The sequence below is a fragment of the Oxalobacteraceae bacterium OTU3CAMAD1 genome, assembly GCA_024123915.1.
GTDB lineage: Bacteria > Pseudomonadota > Gammaproteobacteria > Burkholderiales > Burkholderiaceae_D > Rugamonas.
In genome coordinates, this window is record CP099650.1 from 5,299,459 (window position 1) to 5,316,177 (window position 16,719).

The 16,719-nt window shown below is 66.3% G+C and carries 14 protein-coding genes; 6 read left to right on the forward strand and 8 right to left on the reverse strand.

Features of this window, described 5'->3' with window-relative positions:
- Positions 1-2: 2 nt before the first annotated feature.
- The 3 genes from NHH88_22425 to NHH88_22435 form a co-directional block, all read right to left on the reverse strand.
- Positions 3-2,228, reverse strand: a complete 2,226-nt coding sequence (locus NHH88_22425) for a xanthine dehydrogenase family protein molybdopterin-binding subunit (GenBank protein USX17401.1) — start codon at positions 2,226-2,228, stop codon at positions 3-5.
- 65 nt (positions 2,229-2,293) lie between these two features.
- Positions 2,294-3,322 (reverse strand): xanthine dehydrogenase family protein subunit M, encoded by a 1,029-nt coding sequence (locus NHH88_22430; GenBank protein USX12434.1) that lies wholly within the window; start codon positions 3,320-3,322, stop codon positions 2,294-2,296.
- Positions 3,319-3,876 carry a (2Fe-2S)-binding protein gene (locus tag NHH88_22435; protein ID USX12435.1) on the reverse strand — a complete coding sequence of 186 codons (558 nt, stop codon included), beginning with the start codon at positions 3,874-3,876 and terminating at the stop codon, positions 3,319-3,321. Before NHH88_22435 ends, NHH88_22430 begins: the two co-directional genes overlap by 4 nt.
- A 195-nt stretch (positions 3,877-4,071) precedes the next feature.
- On the opposite strand from NHH88_22435, the gene NHH88_22440 reads away from it, so the two are divergent.
- The 4 genes from NHH88_22440 to NHH88_22455 are packed head-to-tail and all read left to right on the forward strand — an operon-like array spanning position 4,072 to position 7,725.
- Entirely contained in the window at positions 4,072-5,013 is a 942-nt protein-coding gene (locus tag NHH88_22440; protein USX12436.1) for an isoaspartyl peptidase/L-asparaginase, read from the forward strand.
- Between the two features lie 46 nt (positions 5,014-5,059).
- Positions 5,060-6,091, forward strand: a complete 1,032-nt coding sequence (locus NHH88_22445; GenBank protein ID USX12437.1) for an SDR family oxidoreductase — start codon at positions 5,060-5,062, stop codon at positions 6,089-6,091.
- Between the two features lie 40 nt (positions 6,092-6,131).
- Positions 6,132-6,731, forward strand: a complete 600-nt coding sequence (locus NHH88_22450; GenBank protein USX12438.1) for a hemerythrin domain-containing protein — start codon at positions 6,132-6,134, stop codon at positions 6,729-6,731.
- Positions 6,703-7,725, forward strand: coding sequence for a patatin-like phospholipase family protein (locus NHH88_22455; protein ID USX12439.1), 1,023 nt, complete (start codon positions 6,703-6,705; stop codon positions 7,723-7,725). Before NHH88_22450 ends, NHH88_22455 begins: the two co-directional genes overlap by 29 nt.
- 29 nt (positions 7,726-7,754) lie before the next feature.
- On the opposite strand, the gene NHH88_22460 is transcribed toward NHH88_22455, so the two are convergent.
- The gene (locus tag NHH88_22460) at positions 7,755-8,078 is read right to left on the reverse strand and encodes a DUF3817 domain-containing protein (GenBank protein ID USX12440.1); all 324 of its coding nucleotides are present in this window, start codon (positions 8,076-8,078) and stop codon (positions 7,755-7,757) included.
- A 147-nt stretch (positions 8,079-8,225) separates the two neighbouring features.
- On the opposite strand from NHH88_22460, the gene NHH88_22465 reads away from it, so the two are divergent.
- A complete protein-coding gene (locus tag NHH88_22465) occupies positions 8,226-9,164 on the forward strand; it encodes a helix-turn-helix domain-containing protein (protein ID USX12441.1) in 939 nt (312 codons plus the stop codon).
- Between the two features lie 10 nt (positions 9,165-9,174).
- Here the strand turns inward: NHH88_22465 and NHH88_22470 are convergent, their stop codons facing one another.
- The 4 genes from NHH88_22470 to NHH88_22485 all read right to left on the reverse strand — a co-directional run bounded on the left by NHH88_22470 (position 9,175) and on the right by NHH88_22485 (position 15,655).
- Positions 9,175-11,391: a formylglycine-generating enzyme family protein gene (locus tag NHH88_22470; protein ID USX12442.1), complete on the reverse strand. Its 2,217-nt coding sequence runs from the start codon at positions 11,389-11,391 to the stop codon at positions 9,175-9,177.
- Positions 11,388-12,965, reverse strand: a complete 1,578-nt coding sequence (locus NHH88_22475; protein USX12443.1) for a PepSY domain-containing protein — start codon at positions 12,963-12,965, stop codon at positions 11,388-11,390. Before NHH88_22475 ends, NHH88_22470 begins: the two co-directional genes overlap by 4 nt.
- An 11-nt stretch (positions 12,966-12,976) precedes the next feature.
- A complete protein-coding gene (locus NHH88_22480; protein USX12444.1) occupies positions 12,977-15,112 on the reverse strand; it encodes a TonB-dependent siderophore receptor in 2,136 nt (711 codons plus the stop codon).
- A gap of 165 nt (positions 15,113-15,277) precedes the next feature.
- Positions 15,278-15,655 (reverse strand): DUF2946 domain-containing protein, encoded by a 378-nt coding sequence (locus tag NHH88_22485; protein ID USX12445.1) that lies wholly within the window; start codon positions 15,653-15,655, stop codon positions 15,278-15,280.
- 162 nt (positions 15,656-15,817) lie between these two features.
- Here NHH88_22485 and NHH88_22490 point away from each other — a divergent pair, with 162 nt between their 5' ends.
- Positions 15,818-16,705, forward strand: a complete 888-nt coding sequence (locus tag NHH88_22490) for an MBL fold metallo-hydrolase (GenBank protein ID USX12446.1) — start codon at positions 15,818-15,820, stop codon at positions 16,703-16,705.
- The last annotated feature ends 14 nt before the right edge of the window (positions 16,706-16,719 follow it).

Consider the following 16,719-nt stretch of genomic DNA (forward strand, 5'->3'; position numbering starts at 1 on the left):
GTCTACGGCAGCATGACCTTGTCCGGCGTCATCGGCGTGCTGCGCACGCGCCGTCCGGTGGCGTGGTAGATGGCGTTGCAGACGGCCGCCGCCACGCCCACCTGGCCGATCTCGCCCACGCCCTTGGCGCCTATCCTGCTCACGATGCGGTCATCCTCCTGCACGAAGATGACGTCGATATCGTGGATGTCGGCGTTCACCGACACGTGGTATTCGCTCAGGTTGTGGTTCATGAAACGCCCCTCGTGATGGTCGCAGAAGGTTTCCTCGTGCAGCGCCTGGCCGATGCCCCATACTACCCCGCCGACAATCTGGCTGCGCGCCGTCTTGGCGTTGATGATGCGCCCCGCCGCCACCGCGCTGACCACCCGCGTCACGCGCACCGTGCCGAAGTCCGGATCGACCCGCACCTCGACGAACACCGCCGAGTGCGTGGCGCGCTGGTACTTCATCTGCTTGAGCATATTGGGCAGCATCATGTATTTCTCTTCGATGCGCGCCTCGCCGCTGGCGGCCATAATGTTCGTCAACGCGACGGCGACCTCGGGCCGCGCGATCAGGCGTACGGCGCCGGCGGCGAATTCAACGTCGGCCAGGCGCGCCGTGGCCAGCGGCGAGTCGTCCATCCTCCTGGCCATGTTGAACAGCCGCTCCTTGAGCTTGTCGCACACGCCATCGACCGCCGAGCCGACCGTGGCCACGTGCGACGAGCCCCCTTCGATCGGCGCCACCGGCAAGGTCGAGTCGCCCAGCTGGAAGCGCACCCGCTCCAGCGGCAGGCCCATGGCGTCGGCGGCGATGATGCTCATCGCCGTGTAGGTGCCGGTGCCGATGTCGGTGGCGGCGCTGCTCACCACCAGGTTGCCGTCGGCGTGCAGCACGGCGCTGGCGCGGGCGAACATTTGCATCGCGTCCCACATGCCGGTGGCCATGCCCCAGCCGATCAGTTCGCGCCCTTCGCGCATCGTGCCCGGTTCCAGCGGGCGCTTGTCCCAGCCGAAGCGGGCCGCGCCCTGCTCGTAGCAGGCGCGCAGCTCCTTGGTCGAATACGGCAGGCCATGGCTGGGATCGACCTCGGCGTAGTTTTTCAGGCGCAGCGCCAGCGGGTCCATCTTCAGCGCGTACGACAGCTCGTCCATCGCCACCTCCAGCGCGTGCACGCCGTGCGCCGCGCCCGGCGCGCGCATGTCCATCGGGCTGGCGTGGTCGAGATCGACCAGCTTGTAGCCGAGGCGGATATGCTCGCAGGCGTACAGCTCGCCCGACCAGTTGACCACCACCTCGACGTAATCCTCGATGCGCGAGGTCTCGGCCACGGCTTCGTGGATGATGGCGCTCAGGGTGCCGTCCGGCTCGGCCGCCAGCCTGACGCGCTGCTGCGTTTCGGGCCGGTGGCCAAAGCTGAACATCTGCTGGCGAGTGAGCACAACGCGCACCGAGCGTTCCAGCTTGAGCGCGGCCATCACCGCCAGCGGCAACTGGTATTGCGGCCGCAGGCCGGAGCCGAAGGCGCCGCCCACGTAGGGATTGCGCACCGTGACCTTGTCCTTGGACAGGCCGAACACGTGCGACACATACCAGCGGCTGTTCTGCGAGCTCTGGGTCTTGTCGTAGATGGTCAGGTGGCCGTCGGCGCCGCGTATGACGGTCGAGGCGAACATCTCCAGCGGATTGTGGTGCTCGACGCCGCTGTAGTACTCGCCCTCGATCCTGACCGCCGCGCTGTCCCAGCGGTCGTCCGGGTGGCCCTTGGTGTCGGGCGGCGGCGTGTAGCCGGCCTTGAGGCGGCTCGGCGTATAGGCGCGGCCGCGATGCTGCAACAGATAGGTCTCGTGCGGTTCGACGTCGTAGTCGATCTGCACCAGCGCGGCGGCGTGCCGCGCCGCCTCGAACGTCTCGGCCACCACCAGCGCGACAGGTTGCCCGCTGTAGAGCACCTTGTCGTCATACAGCGGGCGGAACGGCGAGCCGCCCGGCGCCGTCATGTCCTTGTAGAAAATGTCGAAGGAGCGGATGCGTGGCCGGTTTTCGTGCGAGATCACGTCCACCACACCCGGCAACGCCATCGCGGCGGCGGTGTGGATGGCGGTGATGCGGCCCTTGGCGATGCTGCCGCTGACAACCACGCCGTACAGCAACGGCCCTTCGGCGGCCTCCGGCCAGTGCTCGGCGGCGTAGCGCGCCTGGCCGGTGACCTTGTCGCGCCCGTCCACGCGCGAGACGGCCATGCCGATGTTGACGTTGCCGGTGCCTTGATCGGCCACAGGAGTGCGCAATGCTTCAATCAGATCGGTCACGGTGACTCCTTGCCTGCGAATTCATGGGAATTGTCGTGCGTGCCTTCGAGCGCCTGCTTGAGCGCGCGGATCACGGCGCGGCGCGCCATCGTGATCTTGAAGTCGTTCTCGCCCTGCCCCTGGGCGCCGGACAGCAGCAGCTCGGCCGCATGCGCGAACGTCTCGGGGCCGGCGCGCCGGCCGATCAGCGCCGCCTCGGCCAGCGGCGCGCGCCATGGCTTGTGGGCCACGCCGCCCAGCGCCAGCCGGGCGTCGCGCACCACGCCGTCGTCGCCGACGTCGAGCATGGCCGCCACCGACACCAGCGCGAACGCGTACGAGGCGCGGTCGCGGAACTTCAGGTAGGCCGAGTGGGCGGCGAAGTGCGCCGCCGGCGGCAGCTCGATATGGGTGATCAACTCGCCCGGCGCCAACGTCGTGTCGCGCTCGGGATGGTCCTCCGGCAGCCGGTGGAAATCGGCGAAGGCGATCTGCCGCGCGCCGCCGGCCGACACCACGTGCACCACCGCCTCCAGCGCGGCCAGCGCCACGCACATGTCCGACGGATGGGTGGCGATGCAGTGCGCGCTGGCGCCGAGGATGGCGTGCTGGCGCGTCAGACCGCCGATGGCCGCGCAGCCGCTGCCCGGGTCGCGCTTGTTGCAAGCAGTGGCGATGTCGTAGAAATAGTGGCAGCGGGTGCGCTGCAACAGGTTGCCGCCGTTGCTGGCCATGTTGCGGATCTGCGGCGAGGCGCCGGCCAGAATCGCCGCCCTCAGCAGCGGATAGCCGTCGCGCACCAGCGGATGGTAGGCGGTATCGGCGTTGCGCGCGGTCGCGCCCAGCAACAAGCCGCCGGAAGCGGTGGATTCGATGGCGTCGAGTTGCAGGCCGTTGACGTCGACCAAGGTGCTCGGCCGCATCACCTGTTCCTTCATCAGGTCGATCAGGTTGGTGCCGCCGGCGATGAACGCGCGCCCCGTAGCATACTGATGGCCGAGCGCCCCGGCGACGTCGGTCGCTTCGACATAAGTGATCGGATTCATGCCGGCACCGTCCCCGGCAGATACGGCCGGTCGGGATTGTCCTTGCGTTCGGGCAGCCCCATGACCTCGGTCACGGCGGCGACGATGCCAGGATAGGCGCCGCAGCGGCAGACATTGCCGCTCATCAGCTCGCGCACGTCGGCGACGGTGCCCGCCTGGCCTTCGTTCATCAGTCCAACGGCCGAACACAACTGGCCGGGCGTGCAGTAGCCGCACTGGAAGGCGTCGTGCTCGATGAAGGCTTGCTGCAGCGGATGCAGCCGGGTGCCGTCGGCCAAGCCCTCGACGGTCGTGATGTCCTTGCCGTTCTGCATGACCGCCAGGGTCAGGCAGGAGTTGATGCGCTTGCCGCCGACCAACACGGTGCAGGCGCCGCACTGGCCGTGGTCGCAGCCTTTCTTGCTGCCCGTCAATCCAGCGCGTTCGCGCAGCAAATCCAGCAACGTGACCCAGGCTTCCACCTCGAAGCGGTGCTGCTGGCCGTTGATCCGCAGGCTGACGGGATAGGTTGAGATGGCCGCAGCGGGCGGCGCGGTCGTGAGATGATCATCCATGGCGATTCCTGAAATGGGTAGCCACCACTTTAGCCAGCGCGCCCGCAGCGGACTGTGTGTCAGCGCACGCTGGCGCCGCTTTAGCGCACTCATCCTCATACGTCAAATTCCTACTTCCTCCTTCGCGTAACGCCTACAGCGCGCGCCACGCGACGCGGGCATGATGACGGAACCGATCCCCATCAATAAGCCCCAATGACAGCTGCTATTTCCAACCCAACATCTTCTCCGCAAGCGCCGGTCGTGGTCGCACATGGCGGCGCCGGCGCCGATATCCAATACAAGGACGGCTGCACAGCCGCCGCCGAGGCGGGACTGGAGCGTCTGGGCGACGGCGCCGACGCGCTGCAGGCGGCGGTGGCCGCAGTCTGCGTGCTCGAGGACGATCCCCGCTTCAACGCCGGCACCGGCTCGGCGCTGCGCATGGACGGCGCGACCATCGAGATGGACGCGGGCGTGATGGACAGCCTGGGCCGCCTTGGCGCCGTCGCCGGCCTGCGCCGCGTGCGCCATCCGGTGGAGGTGGCGGCCGCAGTGGCGGGCACGCCACACTGGATGTTGTGTGGCGAAGGCGCGCTGCGTTTTGCCCGCCACATCGGCGCCGGCGGCCACGATCCGACCACCGCGCAAGCGCTGCGCAAGCACCGTGAAATGCTTGAAGACCTGCAACACGGCGAGCGCCTGCTTCCGGGCGAGGACAACGCCAGTTTCGCGCGGTATTGGAATTACTCCACGCCGTTGGCGCTGGCGCAGGGCCAGGCCTGCGACACCGTCGGCGCGGTGGTGCGCGACGCCGCCGGCCATTTCGCCGTGGCCGGCTCGACCGGCGGGTGCGCGCCGGCCCTGCTCGGCCGCGTGGGCGACACGCCGATCATCGGCGCCGGGTTTTACGCCGGACCGGCCGGCGCAGTCGCCGTCACCGGCATTGGCGAGCACATCGTGCGCCACCTGCTGGCACACCGGGTGCACGGCTGGCTGGCCGATGGCATGGCATTGCCGGCGGCGCTGGAGCGCGCGCTGACCTTGTTCGATCCAGCCATCGACATCGGCCTGATCGCCGTCAGCGCCACCGACAGCGGCGCTTGCAGCAACCGCGACATGCCGTGGGCGACCGCCCGCGACGAACCACAACCATAGCGGCCGCGACGGCCGTGATCCAACCACCCTACCTGAGGAGCAAACCATGCCAACACGATTGAAACCGCTACATTCCCAAGTAATGGTCATCACCGGCGCCACCAGCGGCATCGGCTTGACGACCGCGCGCGCCGCCGCGCGCAAGGGTGCCAGCCTGGCGCTGGCCGCGCGCGACAGCGCCGCGCTCGATACCCTGGTGGCCGAACTGCGCGCCGCCGGCGCCGAGGCCCTGGCGGTGCCGACCGACGTCGGCAACCGGGACGAGGTCGCCGCCCTCGGCCGGGCCGCCATACAGCGCTTCGGACGCATCGACACCTGGGTCAACAACGCCGGCATCTCGATTTACGGGCGCAACCAGGACGTGCCGCTGGTCGACCAGGAAAAGCTATTCCAGACCAACTTCTGGGGCGTCGTGCACGGCTCGCTGGTGGCGCTGGACTTGATGAAGGACAACGGCGGCGCGCTCATCAATCTTGGCAGCGAACTGTCCGACCGCGCGGTGCCGCTGCAGGGCATGTATTCGGCCTCCAAGCACGCGGTGAAAGGTTTCACCGACTCGCTGCGGATGGAAATCGAAAAAGACAAAGTCCCGATCTCGGTCACCTTGGTCAAGCCGGCCGGCATCGACACCCTGTTTACCGGCCACGCCCGCAATTACATGGAGAAAGAGCCCGAACTGCCGGCGCCGCTATACGCGCCCGAGCTGGTGGCCGACGCGATCCTGTACGCGGCAGAGCATCCGCAACGCGACATCTACGTCGGCGGCGCCTCGAAGATGATCTCGCTGGAGAGCAAAATCATGCCGCGCACGATGGACAAGTTCATGAACCTGTTCATGTTCAAGCAGCAGCAAAAGGACCAGCCGACGGTGCCTAACCGCGCCGATTCGCTGTACGCGTCGAACGGCATGGAGTTGAACGAGCGCATGGGCGGCCACCGCAACAAGGTGCACGAACGCTCGGCCTACACCTACCTGAGCACACGCGGCAAGCCGCTCGCGCTGTCGCTGCTGGTCGGCGGAACCTTGCTGGCGGCATGGAAACTCAGCGCCCAAGCCGCTGCCCCGCGCGAGAAATAAACGACCGCACCACGCCATTTTAAATATCGAGGAGTCAGCCATGTTCTCACTTAGCAAACTCAGTCCTTCCATCACCGACATGATCCGCATGGATCACAGCCATGTCTTGCTCGCCTTTCACCAATACACGGGTGGGGCCAAAAAACGGGTCAAAAAAGCGCTCACCACCCACATCTGTACCGCGCTGGAAATCCACGCGACCTTGGAAGAGGAATGTTTTTATCCAACCATGCGCCGCATCAGCCCCGACTCCGTCACCGCCAAGAGCGAGCCCGAACACGATGAGATGCGCCAACTCATCGCCCGGCTACGCGCCAGCACCACCATTGACGACGAGCATGACCGCTTGCTGATGGAACTGATGCGCATTGTTATGCACCATGTGGCCGACGAGGAAACCGTGCTGCTGGCCAATGCGGAGAAGTTGCTCAGCGCCGAACAGCTCAGCGAAATGGGCATCCAGATGTCCAAGCGCCGCCTGCAACTGGTCGGCGGCAAGGTGGGGACGATCGCCGCCAGCGGCGTGGTCGGTTTTTCCGGCAGTACCACCGCCCTGGTCCTGGCGTTGGCCGGGGGCATCGCGGCCGGGCATTTATTGAAAGGATCCGCCGATGCGCGACTCCAAGCCCAGAACGGTTAGCATCGGCCTGCAAGGGGCCGGCGCCTACGGCGCCTTCACCTGGGGCGTACTCGACCGGCTGCTCGACGAGGACGACCTTGTCATCGATTGCCTGACGGGCAGCAGTTCGGGCGCGATCAACGCGGCGGTGCTGGCCGACGGCTATGCCGGTGGCGGCGGCCGGCGCGGCGCGCAACAGGCGTTGCGGCGCTTCTGGACCGGGCTGGCCACGGCCGCCTCGTTCAGCCCGATGCGGCGCACCTTGCTCGACCACCTTGTCGGCGGCTGGACGATGGAAACGTCGCCCGCCTACCACGGGCTGGAGATGGCCGGCGTGCTGGCCGGGCCCGTGTTCGAGGTTCCCTTCACGCAGAATCCGCTGCGCATGCTGCTATCGAGCCTGATCGATTTCGACCGCGTGCGCGCCAGCGACACCATCCCGGTGTTCATCGCGGCCACCAATGTGCGCACTGGCAAGGGCCGCATCTTCCCGCGCGAAGAGATCACCGTGCAGTCGCTGCTGGCGTCGGCCTGCCTGCCGACCGTGTTCGCCGCCGTCGAGGTGGACGGGGAAAGCTACTGGGACGGCAGCTATGTGGCCAATCCGCCCCTAGCGCCTTTGCTCGACCGTGATGCCGGCGACGTGATCGTGGTGCAAAATAATCCGGTCTCGCGCTCGACCATGCCGCGCAGCATGGCCGACATCAGCAACCGCGCCAACGAAATCGCCTTCAACATCAGTTTCGTGCGCGAACTTGCCACGCTCAAGCATGGGCTGGACGCGCTCGACGAGCAGGAAGGCGCGCCCGCGCACTCAAACCGATCCCGGCTTCATCTGATCAGCGGCAATGATCTGTTCTCGGAATACCGCATGTCGAGCAAGTTCAATGCGGAACCCGATTTCATGACGCATCTGCACGGGCGCGGCGTTGCGGCGGCCGAAGAATGGCTGCGGACGAATGCCGGTCAGCTCGGAGTGCGCTCGACGCTCGAGCTCGAGCGGGCGTTCGCGTAAGCGCGCCCGCGCGGCTGCGGCAAGGCTGGTCAGTCGACCGGCGTGGCGATGGCCGCCTCCTTGCGCCGGATCAGCGCCAGGCTGTACCAGGCGCCGAACGGCAGCATGGCGCAAGCGAGCAGCTTCCACAGCTCGGCGCGGGTCCAGTCGTCCTCGCCGATGACCGTGTCGGAAATGGTCGAGAGATAGTAGAGAAACGCCATTCCGTGCAGCGGCCCCATCACTTTGACCAGCAAGGCCTGCCCGGCCATATATTTGAGCGGTACGGCGATGCCGAGCAAGACCAGCAGCGTCACCCCCTCGCCCAGTGCGGCGTACCGCAGGCGCCGCAGTTGTTTCAAACGTGATTCCATCGTGGTCCGTCCAGGAAGTTGAAAGAAGCCCTATTGTGAAGATGGAACAGGCAGGCGAACACTGGCCGGATTGCCGATCTTCGCCTGTTTTCCGCCAAACCCTGCCTTCACGCTGGCGAAAATTCATATGGTCACTATAATCTGGCCATGCATAAAATTGTCATCCTGGCGCAGCACGGCGTCATCCCCTTCGATCTGGCCACCGCCTGCGACGTGTTCAGCCGGGTCCACGTGCCGGGCGTGCCCGTTCCCTACGAAGTCACCGTCTGCGGCGAGGCCCCCTCGGTCGCCACCAGGCTGTTCGATCTGCACACCCGCTGGAACCTGTCCCACGCGCGCGGGGCCGACACCCTGATCGTGCCGGGCATCGAAGACATCGACGCGCCGCTCCCCGAGGCGGTGCTCGCGACCATCCGTGCGGCGGCGGCCGACGGCGCGCGGATCGCCTCGATCTGCACCGGCGCCTTCGTGCTGGCCGCCGCCGGCGTGCTCGACGGCCGGCGCGCCACCACCCACTGGATGGCGGCGGCCGAGCTGGCGCGGCGCTTTCCCGCCGTCGACGTCGATCCGAACGTGCTGTTCATCGACAACGGCAAAGTGCTGACCTCGGCGGGCGCCGCCGCCGGACTTGACTTGTGCCTGCACATTGTGCGGCGCGACTACGGCGCCGCCGTTGCCGCCGACGCCTCCCGCAAGGCGGTCATGCCGCTCGAGCGAAGTGGCGGCCAGGCCCAGTTCATCGTGCATCCAGAGCCGTCGTCGTCGCTGGCGCTGCAGCCTGTGCTCAAGTGGATGGAGTCGCAGTTGCACCGCGCGCTGACCTTGGAGGCGATCGCCGACCATGCCGCGCTGAGCAAGCGCACCCTGAGCCGGCGCTTCGTTCAACAGACCGGCACCTCGCCGCTGCAATGGCTGCTCGGCGCGCGCGTGCGGCGCGCCCAGTCCTTGCTGGAAACGAGCGCGCTGTCGGTCGAACAGGTGGCCAACGCCACCGGCTTCGGCTCCAGCGCGGCGTTCCGTGCCTGCTTCGGCAAGCAGGTCGGCACCAGTCCGCAGGATTACCGGCGCAGCTTCCGGCCGCGTTAAGCGTCCACTATCAGTCCGCAGCATCCTTGACGCCCCGGAACCCCAGCGCGCCCGAGCGGTCTTTCGATGGCGCCATCAACAGGTACTTGCCATGCTCGTTGAGCTTGTACGCTTGCGGGAAGTACCAATACGAGTTTTGCGGCTGGTAGTAGCTGCCGCCGCGCAGCACCGCCGCGCGGGTGTGCTCGTCGGCGAACTCGTTGGTCCATTGCCAGACATTGCCCACCAGGTCCTCGACACCGAACGGGCTGGCTGCCTGCGGGCGCTGGCCGACCGTTTCCGGCGCGGATAGCGCGCGCCCTTTTTCCGGCGTAGGCACCATCGCCGCGTTCCATTCGTTCCCCCATGGGTAAAGGCGGCCGTCCGTGCCTTGCGCCGCATACTGCCATTCCCATTCGTTGGGCAGGCGCTTGCCGGCCCAGCGCAGGTAGGCGCGCACGTCCTCGAGCGACACCCACACCACCGGGCGCTGCGCGTCGTCCGTCTTGGGGGCGCCAGCGATCCAGTGGCGCAGGAAGTTGTGCGCGTCCGCCGGCCGGTAGCCGCTGGCGTCGAGGAATTGCTTGAACTGCGCGTTGGTGACGAGATGCTTGTCGATGTAGAAGGTCTTGATCGGCACGCTGCGCACGTGGTGCCGGCGCGCCACCGGCTCCCATGGATATTGCACATCGAGGCCCGGCTTGTTCTCCCCTTCGATCTCGATGCCGTGCACCTGGAAGTCGAACAGCGCGCCGGGCACCTTCACCATGCCGGGCGGCGTGGCGCGCGCTGCCGGCGTGGCGGCGATGGCGACCATCTTCTGTTGCAGCGGCGTCCAGGCATTCAAGTACGATTCGAGTGGCCGCGCGGCCTGCTTCGCGAGCGTCTTCAAGGTCGCCGGCAGGCTGGCCACATCGACGCCCGGATCGAGGCGCAGCACGGCGCCGTAACCATGCGCTTCCAGCGCCACGCCCAGTTCGGCGTAACCGTTCGCCACCGTCGGCGTCATTTCCTTGCCATCCCAGAGGTCGAAGTAGCGTTGGCCTTGCGCATGCGGGACGCGCATGACGCGCTGGTCGACGCGCCAGTCGGTACGGTTGATGAGCGTCCACAACGTTTTGCCGGGCAACGGGAATTCGCTGGCGTAGACGCCATGGTGCAGGGTCGGCACGTGTGGCCGCCAGTCGCTGCTGACCAGTTGCTCGGGGAAGGCGCGATAAATGGTCGAGATACGGCGCAAGGCTTCGCCGTCGCGCGGCGTGATGCGGTTCCACCAGCCCCAGACGTTTTCCCAGCTCTGGACGCCGACGCCGTTGAAGAAGGCGTCCTGCAGCAAGGTGGTGCGGTCGGTTGCCCAGCGGTCGCACACGTGGACCTGATGGCGCGGCTCCAGCCATTTCCATTTGCTGACTAGCGGCACCGGCGACGCCGGCCAGTAACCCCAGCTTTGATTGTTGTAGGCGAGCATGCGGTCGTCGCTGAACAACAGCTCGGGCTCGAGCGCCATGGCGTGGCCGGTGGCGTCGGCGGCGGTTCGGTATTCCAGCGGCAAGCCGAACATCGTGTCGCCGTTGATGCCGTCCGCGCCGATCTCGGCCATCAGCGCGGCCGTCGCCTCGTGGATGGTCGTGCCAGGGTCGCGCGAGCCGGTATCCCAGGGCATGGTCGGGAAGAACACCTTGACGCCGCGCGCGTGAAAGTCCTTGATCATTTGCCGGACACCCGTCACGCCGCCGGGCAGGTCGCGCAGCATGTCCCACTGGTTGCGGTCGTCGATGCCGATGTTCGGATATACCGGCCATAGCAACACGCTGTCGATGCCGCCGTAGCGTTGGTTCAAATCGTCGAGGAAGCGGTCGACGGTGTAGCGCCCGGTGGCCGGGTCGTACAGGTAGCGGTCTTCCATCATCGCCTGGGTTTGCACGAAATCGCGTTGCGTCCAGCGCAGTTCAGGGCGCCGGTACTGGGCGTCGTCGTAACCGGTCTTCGCGAGCTGGTCGGCGCGCCACGAGCGCATCGCCGCCAGCCAGGGCGCGTGCTGCCCGGTGGTGTCGCGCTTCCAGTTGTTCAGGCGGGCCAGCCAGTCCGCCTCGCCGCTGTCCTGCTGATCGGGGCCAAGGATCTGGCTGCCGCGCACTTCGATTTTTGGCGGCTCGGCGGCGGCGGCCGGTGCAGCGTTCGCCAGCAGCATGCCGGCGAGGCAGTGGACAAACAATTTGGCGGGTGCGTGGCGGCGGCTTGGTTTCATCGTTGACGGTTCCGGAGTCCGGTCGGTTCGTTGGCGGTACCCCATTCTCCACTAGTTGCGTCTGCCAGGGAACCGGAAACCGGCGCCCGGTTCTTGAGGATGGTCCGCAAACGGCGCAAGGCGATGACCGCCGCCGTCATACTCAGCAGCAAGCCGCCGAGGCTGAGGGCGATGATGACCGCTTCGCGCGGCCACGCCGGTGTCAACAGCACGGGAAGATCCCAGCTGTGCAGGAAGTTGAACAGCCAGCGTCCGAGCCGCTGGGTTTTGTCGGCGCTCAACTCGATCTGGCCGGTGCGCGCATCCAAATATACCCACGTGTTTTCCGGGTCGTCGAACACTGCGCGCAGGGCCGGCAAACGACGCTCGTTGGCGCCGTACATGGACGCCTGCTCCCGCGCGAAGTACTGCGCGTCGTAGCGGGTCAGCATGTCAAAGGAATTGACTTGATACGGCAGCAGCCGGCGCGCCGCGTCCTCAAGTTGCGCCAGAGGCCAGGATGTCAGAACGCGCAAGCCGTCGCCGCCGGCGTCCACGATCCGGGTGTCGTTCATGCCGTCGCGCGCCAGGATGAACGGGTGGCCATTCAATACGCTCCACTCCAGCTCGTGCGGCGCGAAGGACTCGGCGTGCAAGCGCTCGAGCACCTGCGGTACCGTTTGCGTCGGGCGCAAGTTCGCCGGCGTTCCACCTTGCATCGCGATCGCGTCGGGACGCGCGCCCTTCGCCCCGAAGATGTTGAACGGGTTCATCGACATCAAGCCGCTGAAGATCCAGGTGCACAGTATCAGACCGAAAACGAGGCCAAGGATATGGTGCCAGCGCATGTATGCCTCGCGGTATGGCGTGCGGTGGCCACTTTTGTAGCGGCCGCTGAAGCGCCAGCGCCACACGCCGTTCACCAGGCCTGTGAGCGCCGACAACACGCCCACGGCGGACAGCCCGATCAGGGTCCAGGTCCACACCGGATCGGTGGGCTGCTGGCGGATCATGTACATCCAGTGCAACCAGGCGCCGACGAAGTTCCAGTAGCGTTCGGCGCGCGGAGCGTCGAGCACGACCTGGCCGGTCGAGGACGACACATAGACCCGCGTCGAGGCCTCGTCGGCGAGATCGACGATATGCAGCGGCCGGTGCGGAGTCAAGGCGCGCGAATGGGTCCAGCGGTCTTCATCGATCAAGCCCTGGTAGCGGGCGCCGGCGCCGGGCTTGAAACTGCGCGCGGCGGCAAGGGCGGCGCCCTCGCCCACCCGCCCAAGCACGGCGCCGCTGATGGCGTCCACCGGCGTGTATCGCCCATTCCCTTCAACCAGTAGATAATGCGGCCGGCCCGCGATCGAGGTGAGCGTCAGGCGCTGGACATCGTCCGGCGCGGCGCTTTTCGCCAGTGCCTGCTCCGGTGCGATGCAACAACCCGCTTGTGACAAGGGCGGCAATCCGGCCAGGCGCTCCCAAGGTGTCAGCTTGGGATAGCCGACGAACAGCATCACCACGCCGCTGACGAACCACATGGCCATCAACACACACATGACGATGCCGGTCCAACGGTGCAGCAGATAGATATAGCGTCGCATCGCGTCCCCGATCAGAAGCGGTGGTTGAGGATGATGTCGGCGCGCCGGTCCTGGCCGTAGAACCACTGGGTCGGCGAGTAATACGCGGTGGTGAAATAGCGCTTGTCAAAGACGTTGGCGACCCGCAAGGTCAGATTGGTGCCGGCCGACACCTTCCAGCGCAGCGACGCGTCGGTGACGGCATACGACGGCAGCTTGAGCGTGTTGGCATTGTCGGCGTTGCGTTCGCCGACATAACGCAGTCCGGCGCTGGCGGTCCATGCCGGCATCAGCTCCCAATTGAGCCAGACATTGGCCAGACGCCGGGGCACGTCCGGCGGCACGTTGCCGGCGCGCGAGACCACGCTTCCGCCCGACGCTTCACTGAAATCCTCAAATCGCGCGCGCAGCAGCGACGCGTTGGCCTCCGCGCTCCATCCCGGCGCCAGCACCGCCATCACCGTCGCCTCGATGCCGCGCGAGCTGCGCTCGCCCACCTGCACGCTGCGCGCCGGATTAGCCGGGTAGCGGGTGAGCAGATTGTTTTTGGTGATGTCGTAGACCGCCAGCGTCCATTCGCCGCTGCCCTGCGCGAACGCCTGCTTGACGCCGACCTCGAGTTGGCGACCGGTCGCGTTCTTGAACTGGCTGTTGGCCGCCGACAGGAAGAACTGGGAGCTGATGGGGTCGGCCGCCTTGGCGACCTGGCCGTACAGCGCCAGCGACGGCGTCACCTGGAACACCGTGCCCAGGCGCCATCCGACATTGGTCGACGTCTTGTCGTAAGCCAGTCTGTTGGCGACCAGGTCGGTGCGGCGCAAGGTCGCGTGGTCGTACCGCACGCCGGCCAGCAATGACCACCGCTCGTCCAGTGCCAGACGGTCCTCGGCGAACAGCGCGTACTGCTTGGCGTCGCTGTCGTAGCGCGGGATGGTCGGCACCGGGCTGCTGAACGACCCGGGCACGGGATTGTACGGATCGACCGACGGCGCGCTGCCGACGTAGGTGTTGTTGATATGTCTGAAGTCGCTGGAGTTGACGTCGAAGCCGACGGAGAACCGGTTGGCCAGCCCGAGCAAGCTGCCTTTGAACGCGGCGTCCGTGGTATTGCCCGTTTGCGATTGCCGGTGATAGATCTCGGTGGCGTCGGAGCGGTCGATCAGGCGCGTGGCCGGGTTGTACCGGTACGCCTCGACATCGCGCCAATGGCGGTCGCTGTCGATGTCGTAGAAGCGGCTGCGCACGCTGACGTTGTCGTTCGGGCTCCAGTTCACCAGCACGTCGATCCAGCGGTCGTCGTACCGCATCACGCTGTCGGCGACGTTGTAGTTCTTGTCCGCCAATGCCGGATCGGGCTTGCCGTCGATCAGCGGCGTGCCGAAGTACTTCATCGGCTTTTGTTTGCCCTTCGCCGCGCCGAGCTGCACATTCAGGCGCGGAGAAATGTCGAGACGCACCGCGCCCGAGAAGGCGCGGTTGCTGTACTCGCCCCGCTCCACCCATCCGTCGGAGCGGTCGGTGCTGGCGTCGAAGCGGTATGACCATTTGTCGTCGATGGCGCCGCCGCTGCCGATGGCGAAGCGGCGGCTGTTCTCGGTGCCCAGGCCGGCTTGCAGCTCGGTCTGGATGCCGCCGCGCGTCGGCTTCTTGGGCACCACGTTGATCACGGCGCCGATCGCGCCATCGCCGTAGATGACGGAGGCAGGTCCGCGCAACACTTCGATACGCTCGACGGCCCAGGTGTCGAACGGGAATGTGAGGCCGGCGCCGCCGTACTGGCGCATGCCGTCATACAGGCGCATCACGGACAGCGTGTCGGTGAAGCCGCGCGCCGCAACGGAGGAGCCGCCGTTGCCGGGGTGCGGCATGGCGCTGATGCCGGGCGCGCGGGTGATGGCGTCCAGCAGGCTGGTGTCGCCGCGCCGTTCCAGTTGGTCGCGGGTGATGGCGTCGACGCTTGCCGGCGTGTCGAAGCGGCTCAGGTCGAGGTTGGAGCCGGTGCCGGTCTGCGAATTCAAGCCGCCGTTGTCGGCACGCGACGAGACGACGACCGTGGGCAAGGTGGCGTCCTCCACGGCGTTGGCGTTGGCGTTGGCGGCCAGCAGTGGCAGCGCCAGTACGCAAAAAGTGGCGACACGGGCGCCGGACGAATGGGAAATAGTGTTCATGGTATCGATACGCGAAATGGATATCCAGCCCGCCATGGGGCGGACCTCGGCCAGACGGCGTCAAGCGGCAGCGGCTGCCACTATGGGCGGCGCTGTCAGGTGCGTCGGTCTGGAGTAACGTGTCTGCGCGGACGGGCGAAGCGGCCCGCACAGGGTCGGCGGATATCAGGCGGCGGGCGGACCGCGCGGCTTCGCGACGGCCCAGGAAAACAGCGGCGTCGGGGAACGATAGAACAGCGCGGGCCGCTCCGAGGTGATCTTGAAGTGTGGAAGCTGGGCCGGCGCGGGCGGCAGGACAGGCAGATCGAAGTGAACCCGGCAATAGGGGCAGTCGTCCATCATGCCGGCTTGCTTGCCGGATGACTCCGCATCCGTCGACTTGGCGACCGTGACGCCCATGGCGGAACAGATTTCCAGCAGCACGGCATTCGCCGCGCCATCCGACGCGAAGGTACGCGAGAACGCCGGCATCAATGCCGTCATCAGCATGGATGCGCAGAGCAGCCATGCGAAGTACCGTCGTCGCTGTCGGGAGATGAACATTTGACTATTTTACACCGTCGTCGCCTCTTCCATTGACGGCTGGGGCCGGCGTCGATCGCTTATGGCCCGAAAGCGTCGATAGTTGGCTTACGGGCCAATTTTGTATTCAAGCCCGCGCACCCACAATGCTGCTACCGATCACAACATCCATGGAGCAGCAAAATGCGACAACTAAAACAGATACTTATCGCCCTGTCATTGACCTTCGGCGCGGCTGGCGCCTCCGTCCACGCCGCCGACGCGGCGTCGGCAAGCGCCAAGTCCACCGTCCAGGTGCAGCAAATCCGTAACGCCACCGCCAAGATCAGCTATGCGGGCAAGACCTTCCTGGTCGATCCCTTCCTGGCGAAGAAAGGCGCCTATCCAGGCTTCCCGGGGACGTTTAACAGCCAGTTGCGCAATCCGATGGTCGAGCTGCCGATGTCGGCGAACGAACTCATGAAAGGAGTGGACGCGGTGCTCGTCACCCATACTCACCTCGACCATTGGGATGGCGGCGCCCACCAGTTCATCCCGAAGGCGCTTCCTTTGTTCGTGCAGAACGACACCGACGCCAAACTCATACGCGGCCAGGGCTACACCAACGTTCGCGTCCTCGGCGAGAACACCGCGTTCGAAGGCGTGCGCTTATCCAGGACCGGCGGCAAGCATGGTACCGATGAAATGTACGGCAAGAAGCCGGTGGCGGAGATGCTCGGCGAGGCGATGGGCATCGTGTTCCAGGCGCCGGGCGCCAAAACCGTGTACGTGGTGGGCGATACCGTATGGCGCTCCGAGGTGGATCGGACGCTGGAAAAGTTCAAGCCCGACGTCATCATCATCAACGCCGGCGACGCGCGGATGGTGGGCTACGCCGGCTCCATCATCATGGGCAAGGACGACGTGCTGCACGCGTACCAGGCCATGCCGAACGCGACCATCATCGCCACGCATATGGACGCGATCAACCACATGACCTTGAGCCGCAAGGATCTGAAGGAACATGTCAAGCAACATGGCATCCAGGACCGCGTGCGCATCCCGGAAGATGGCGAGGTTCTGAAGTTTTAACCGGGTGTGGTTGG

Excerpts from the sequence above, each read along its gene's own strand:
- NHH88_22425 (USX17401.1), bottom strand. The coding sequence starts at position 2,228 with ATGGCCGTCTCGCGCGTGGACGGGCGCGACAAGGTCACCGGCCAGGCG.
- NHH88_22430 (USX12434.1), bottom strand. The coding sequence starts at position 3,322 with ATGAATCCGATCACTTATGTCGAAGCGACCGACGTCGCCGGGGCGCTC.
- NHH88_22435 (USX12435.1), bottom strand. The coding sequence starts at position 3,876 with ATGGATGATCATCTCACGACCGCGCCGCCCGCTGCGGCCATCTCAACC.
- NHH88_22440 (USX12436.1), top strand. The coding sequence starts at position 4,072 with ATGACAGCTGCTATTTCCAACCCAACATCTTCTCCGCAAGCGCCGGTC.
- NHH88_22445 (USX12437.1), top strand. The coding sequence starts at position 5,060 with ATGCCAACACGATTGAAACCGCTACATTCCCAAGTAATGGTCATCACC.
- NHH88_22450 (USX12438.1), top strand. The coding sequence starts at position 6,132 with ATGTTCTCACTTAGCAAACTCAGTCCTTCCATCACCGACATGATCCGC.
- NHH88_22455 (USX12439.1), top strand. The coding sequence starts at position 6,703 with ATGCGCGACTCCAAGCCCAGAACGGTTAGCATCGGCCTGCAAGGGGCC.
- NHH88_22460 (USX12440.1), bottom strand. The coding sequence starts at position 8,078 with ATGGAATCACGTTTGAAACAACTGCGGCGCCTGCGGTACGCCGCACTG.
- NHH88_22465 (USX12441.1), top strand. The coding sequence starts at position 8,226 with ATGCATAAAATTGTCATCCTGGCGCAGCACGGCGTCATCCCCTTCGAT.
- NHH88_22470 (USX12442.1), bottom strand. The coding sequence starts at position 11,391 with ATGAAACCAAGCCGCCGCCACGCACCCGCCAAATTGTTTGTCCACTGC.
- NHH88_22475 (USX12443.1), bottom strand. The coding sequence starts at position 12,965 with ATGCGACGCTATATCTATCTGCTGCACCGTTGGACCGGCATCGTCATG.
- NHH88_22480 (USX12444.1), bottom strand. The coding sequence starts at position 15,112 with ATGAACACTATTTCCCATTCGTCCGGCGCCCGTGTCGCCACTTTTTGC.
- NHH88_22485 (USX12445.1), bottom strand. The coding sequence starts at position 15,655 with ATGTTCATCTCCCGACAGCGACGACGGTACTTCGCATGGCTGCTCTGC.
- NHH88_22490 (USX12446.1), top strand. The coding sequence starts at position 15,818 with ATGCGACAACTAAAACAGATACTTATCGCCCTGTCATTGACCTTCGGC.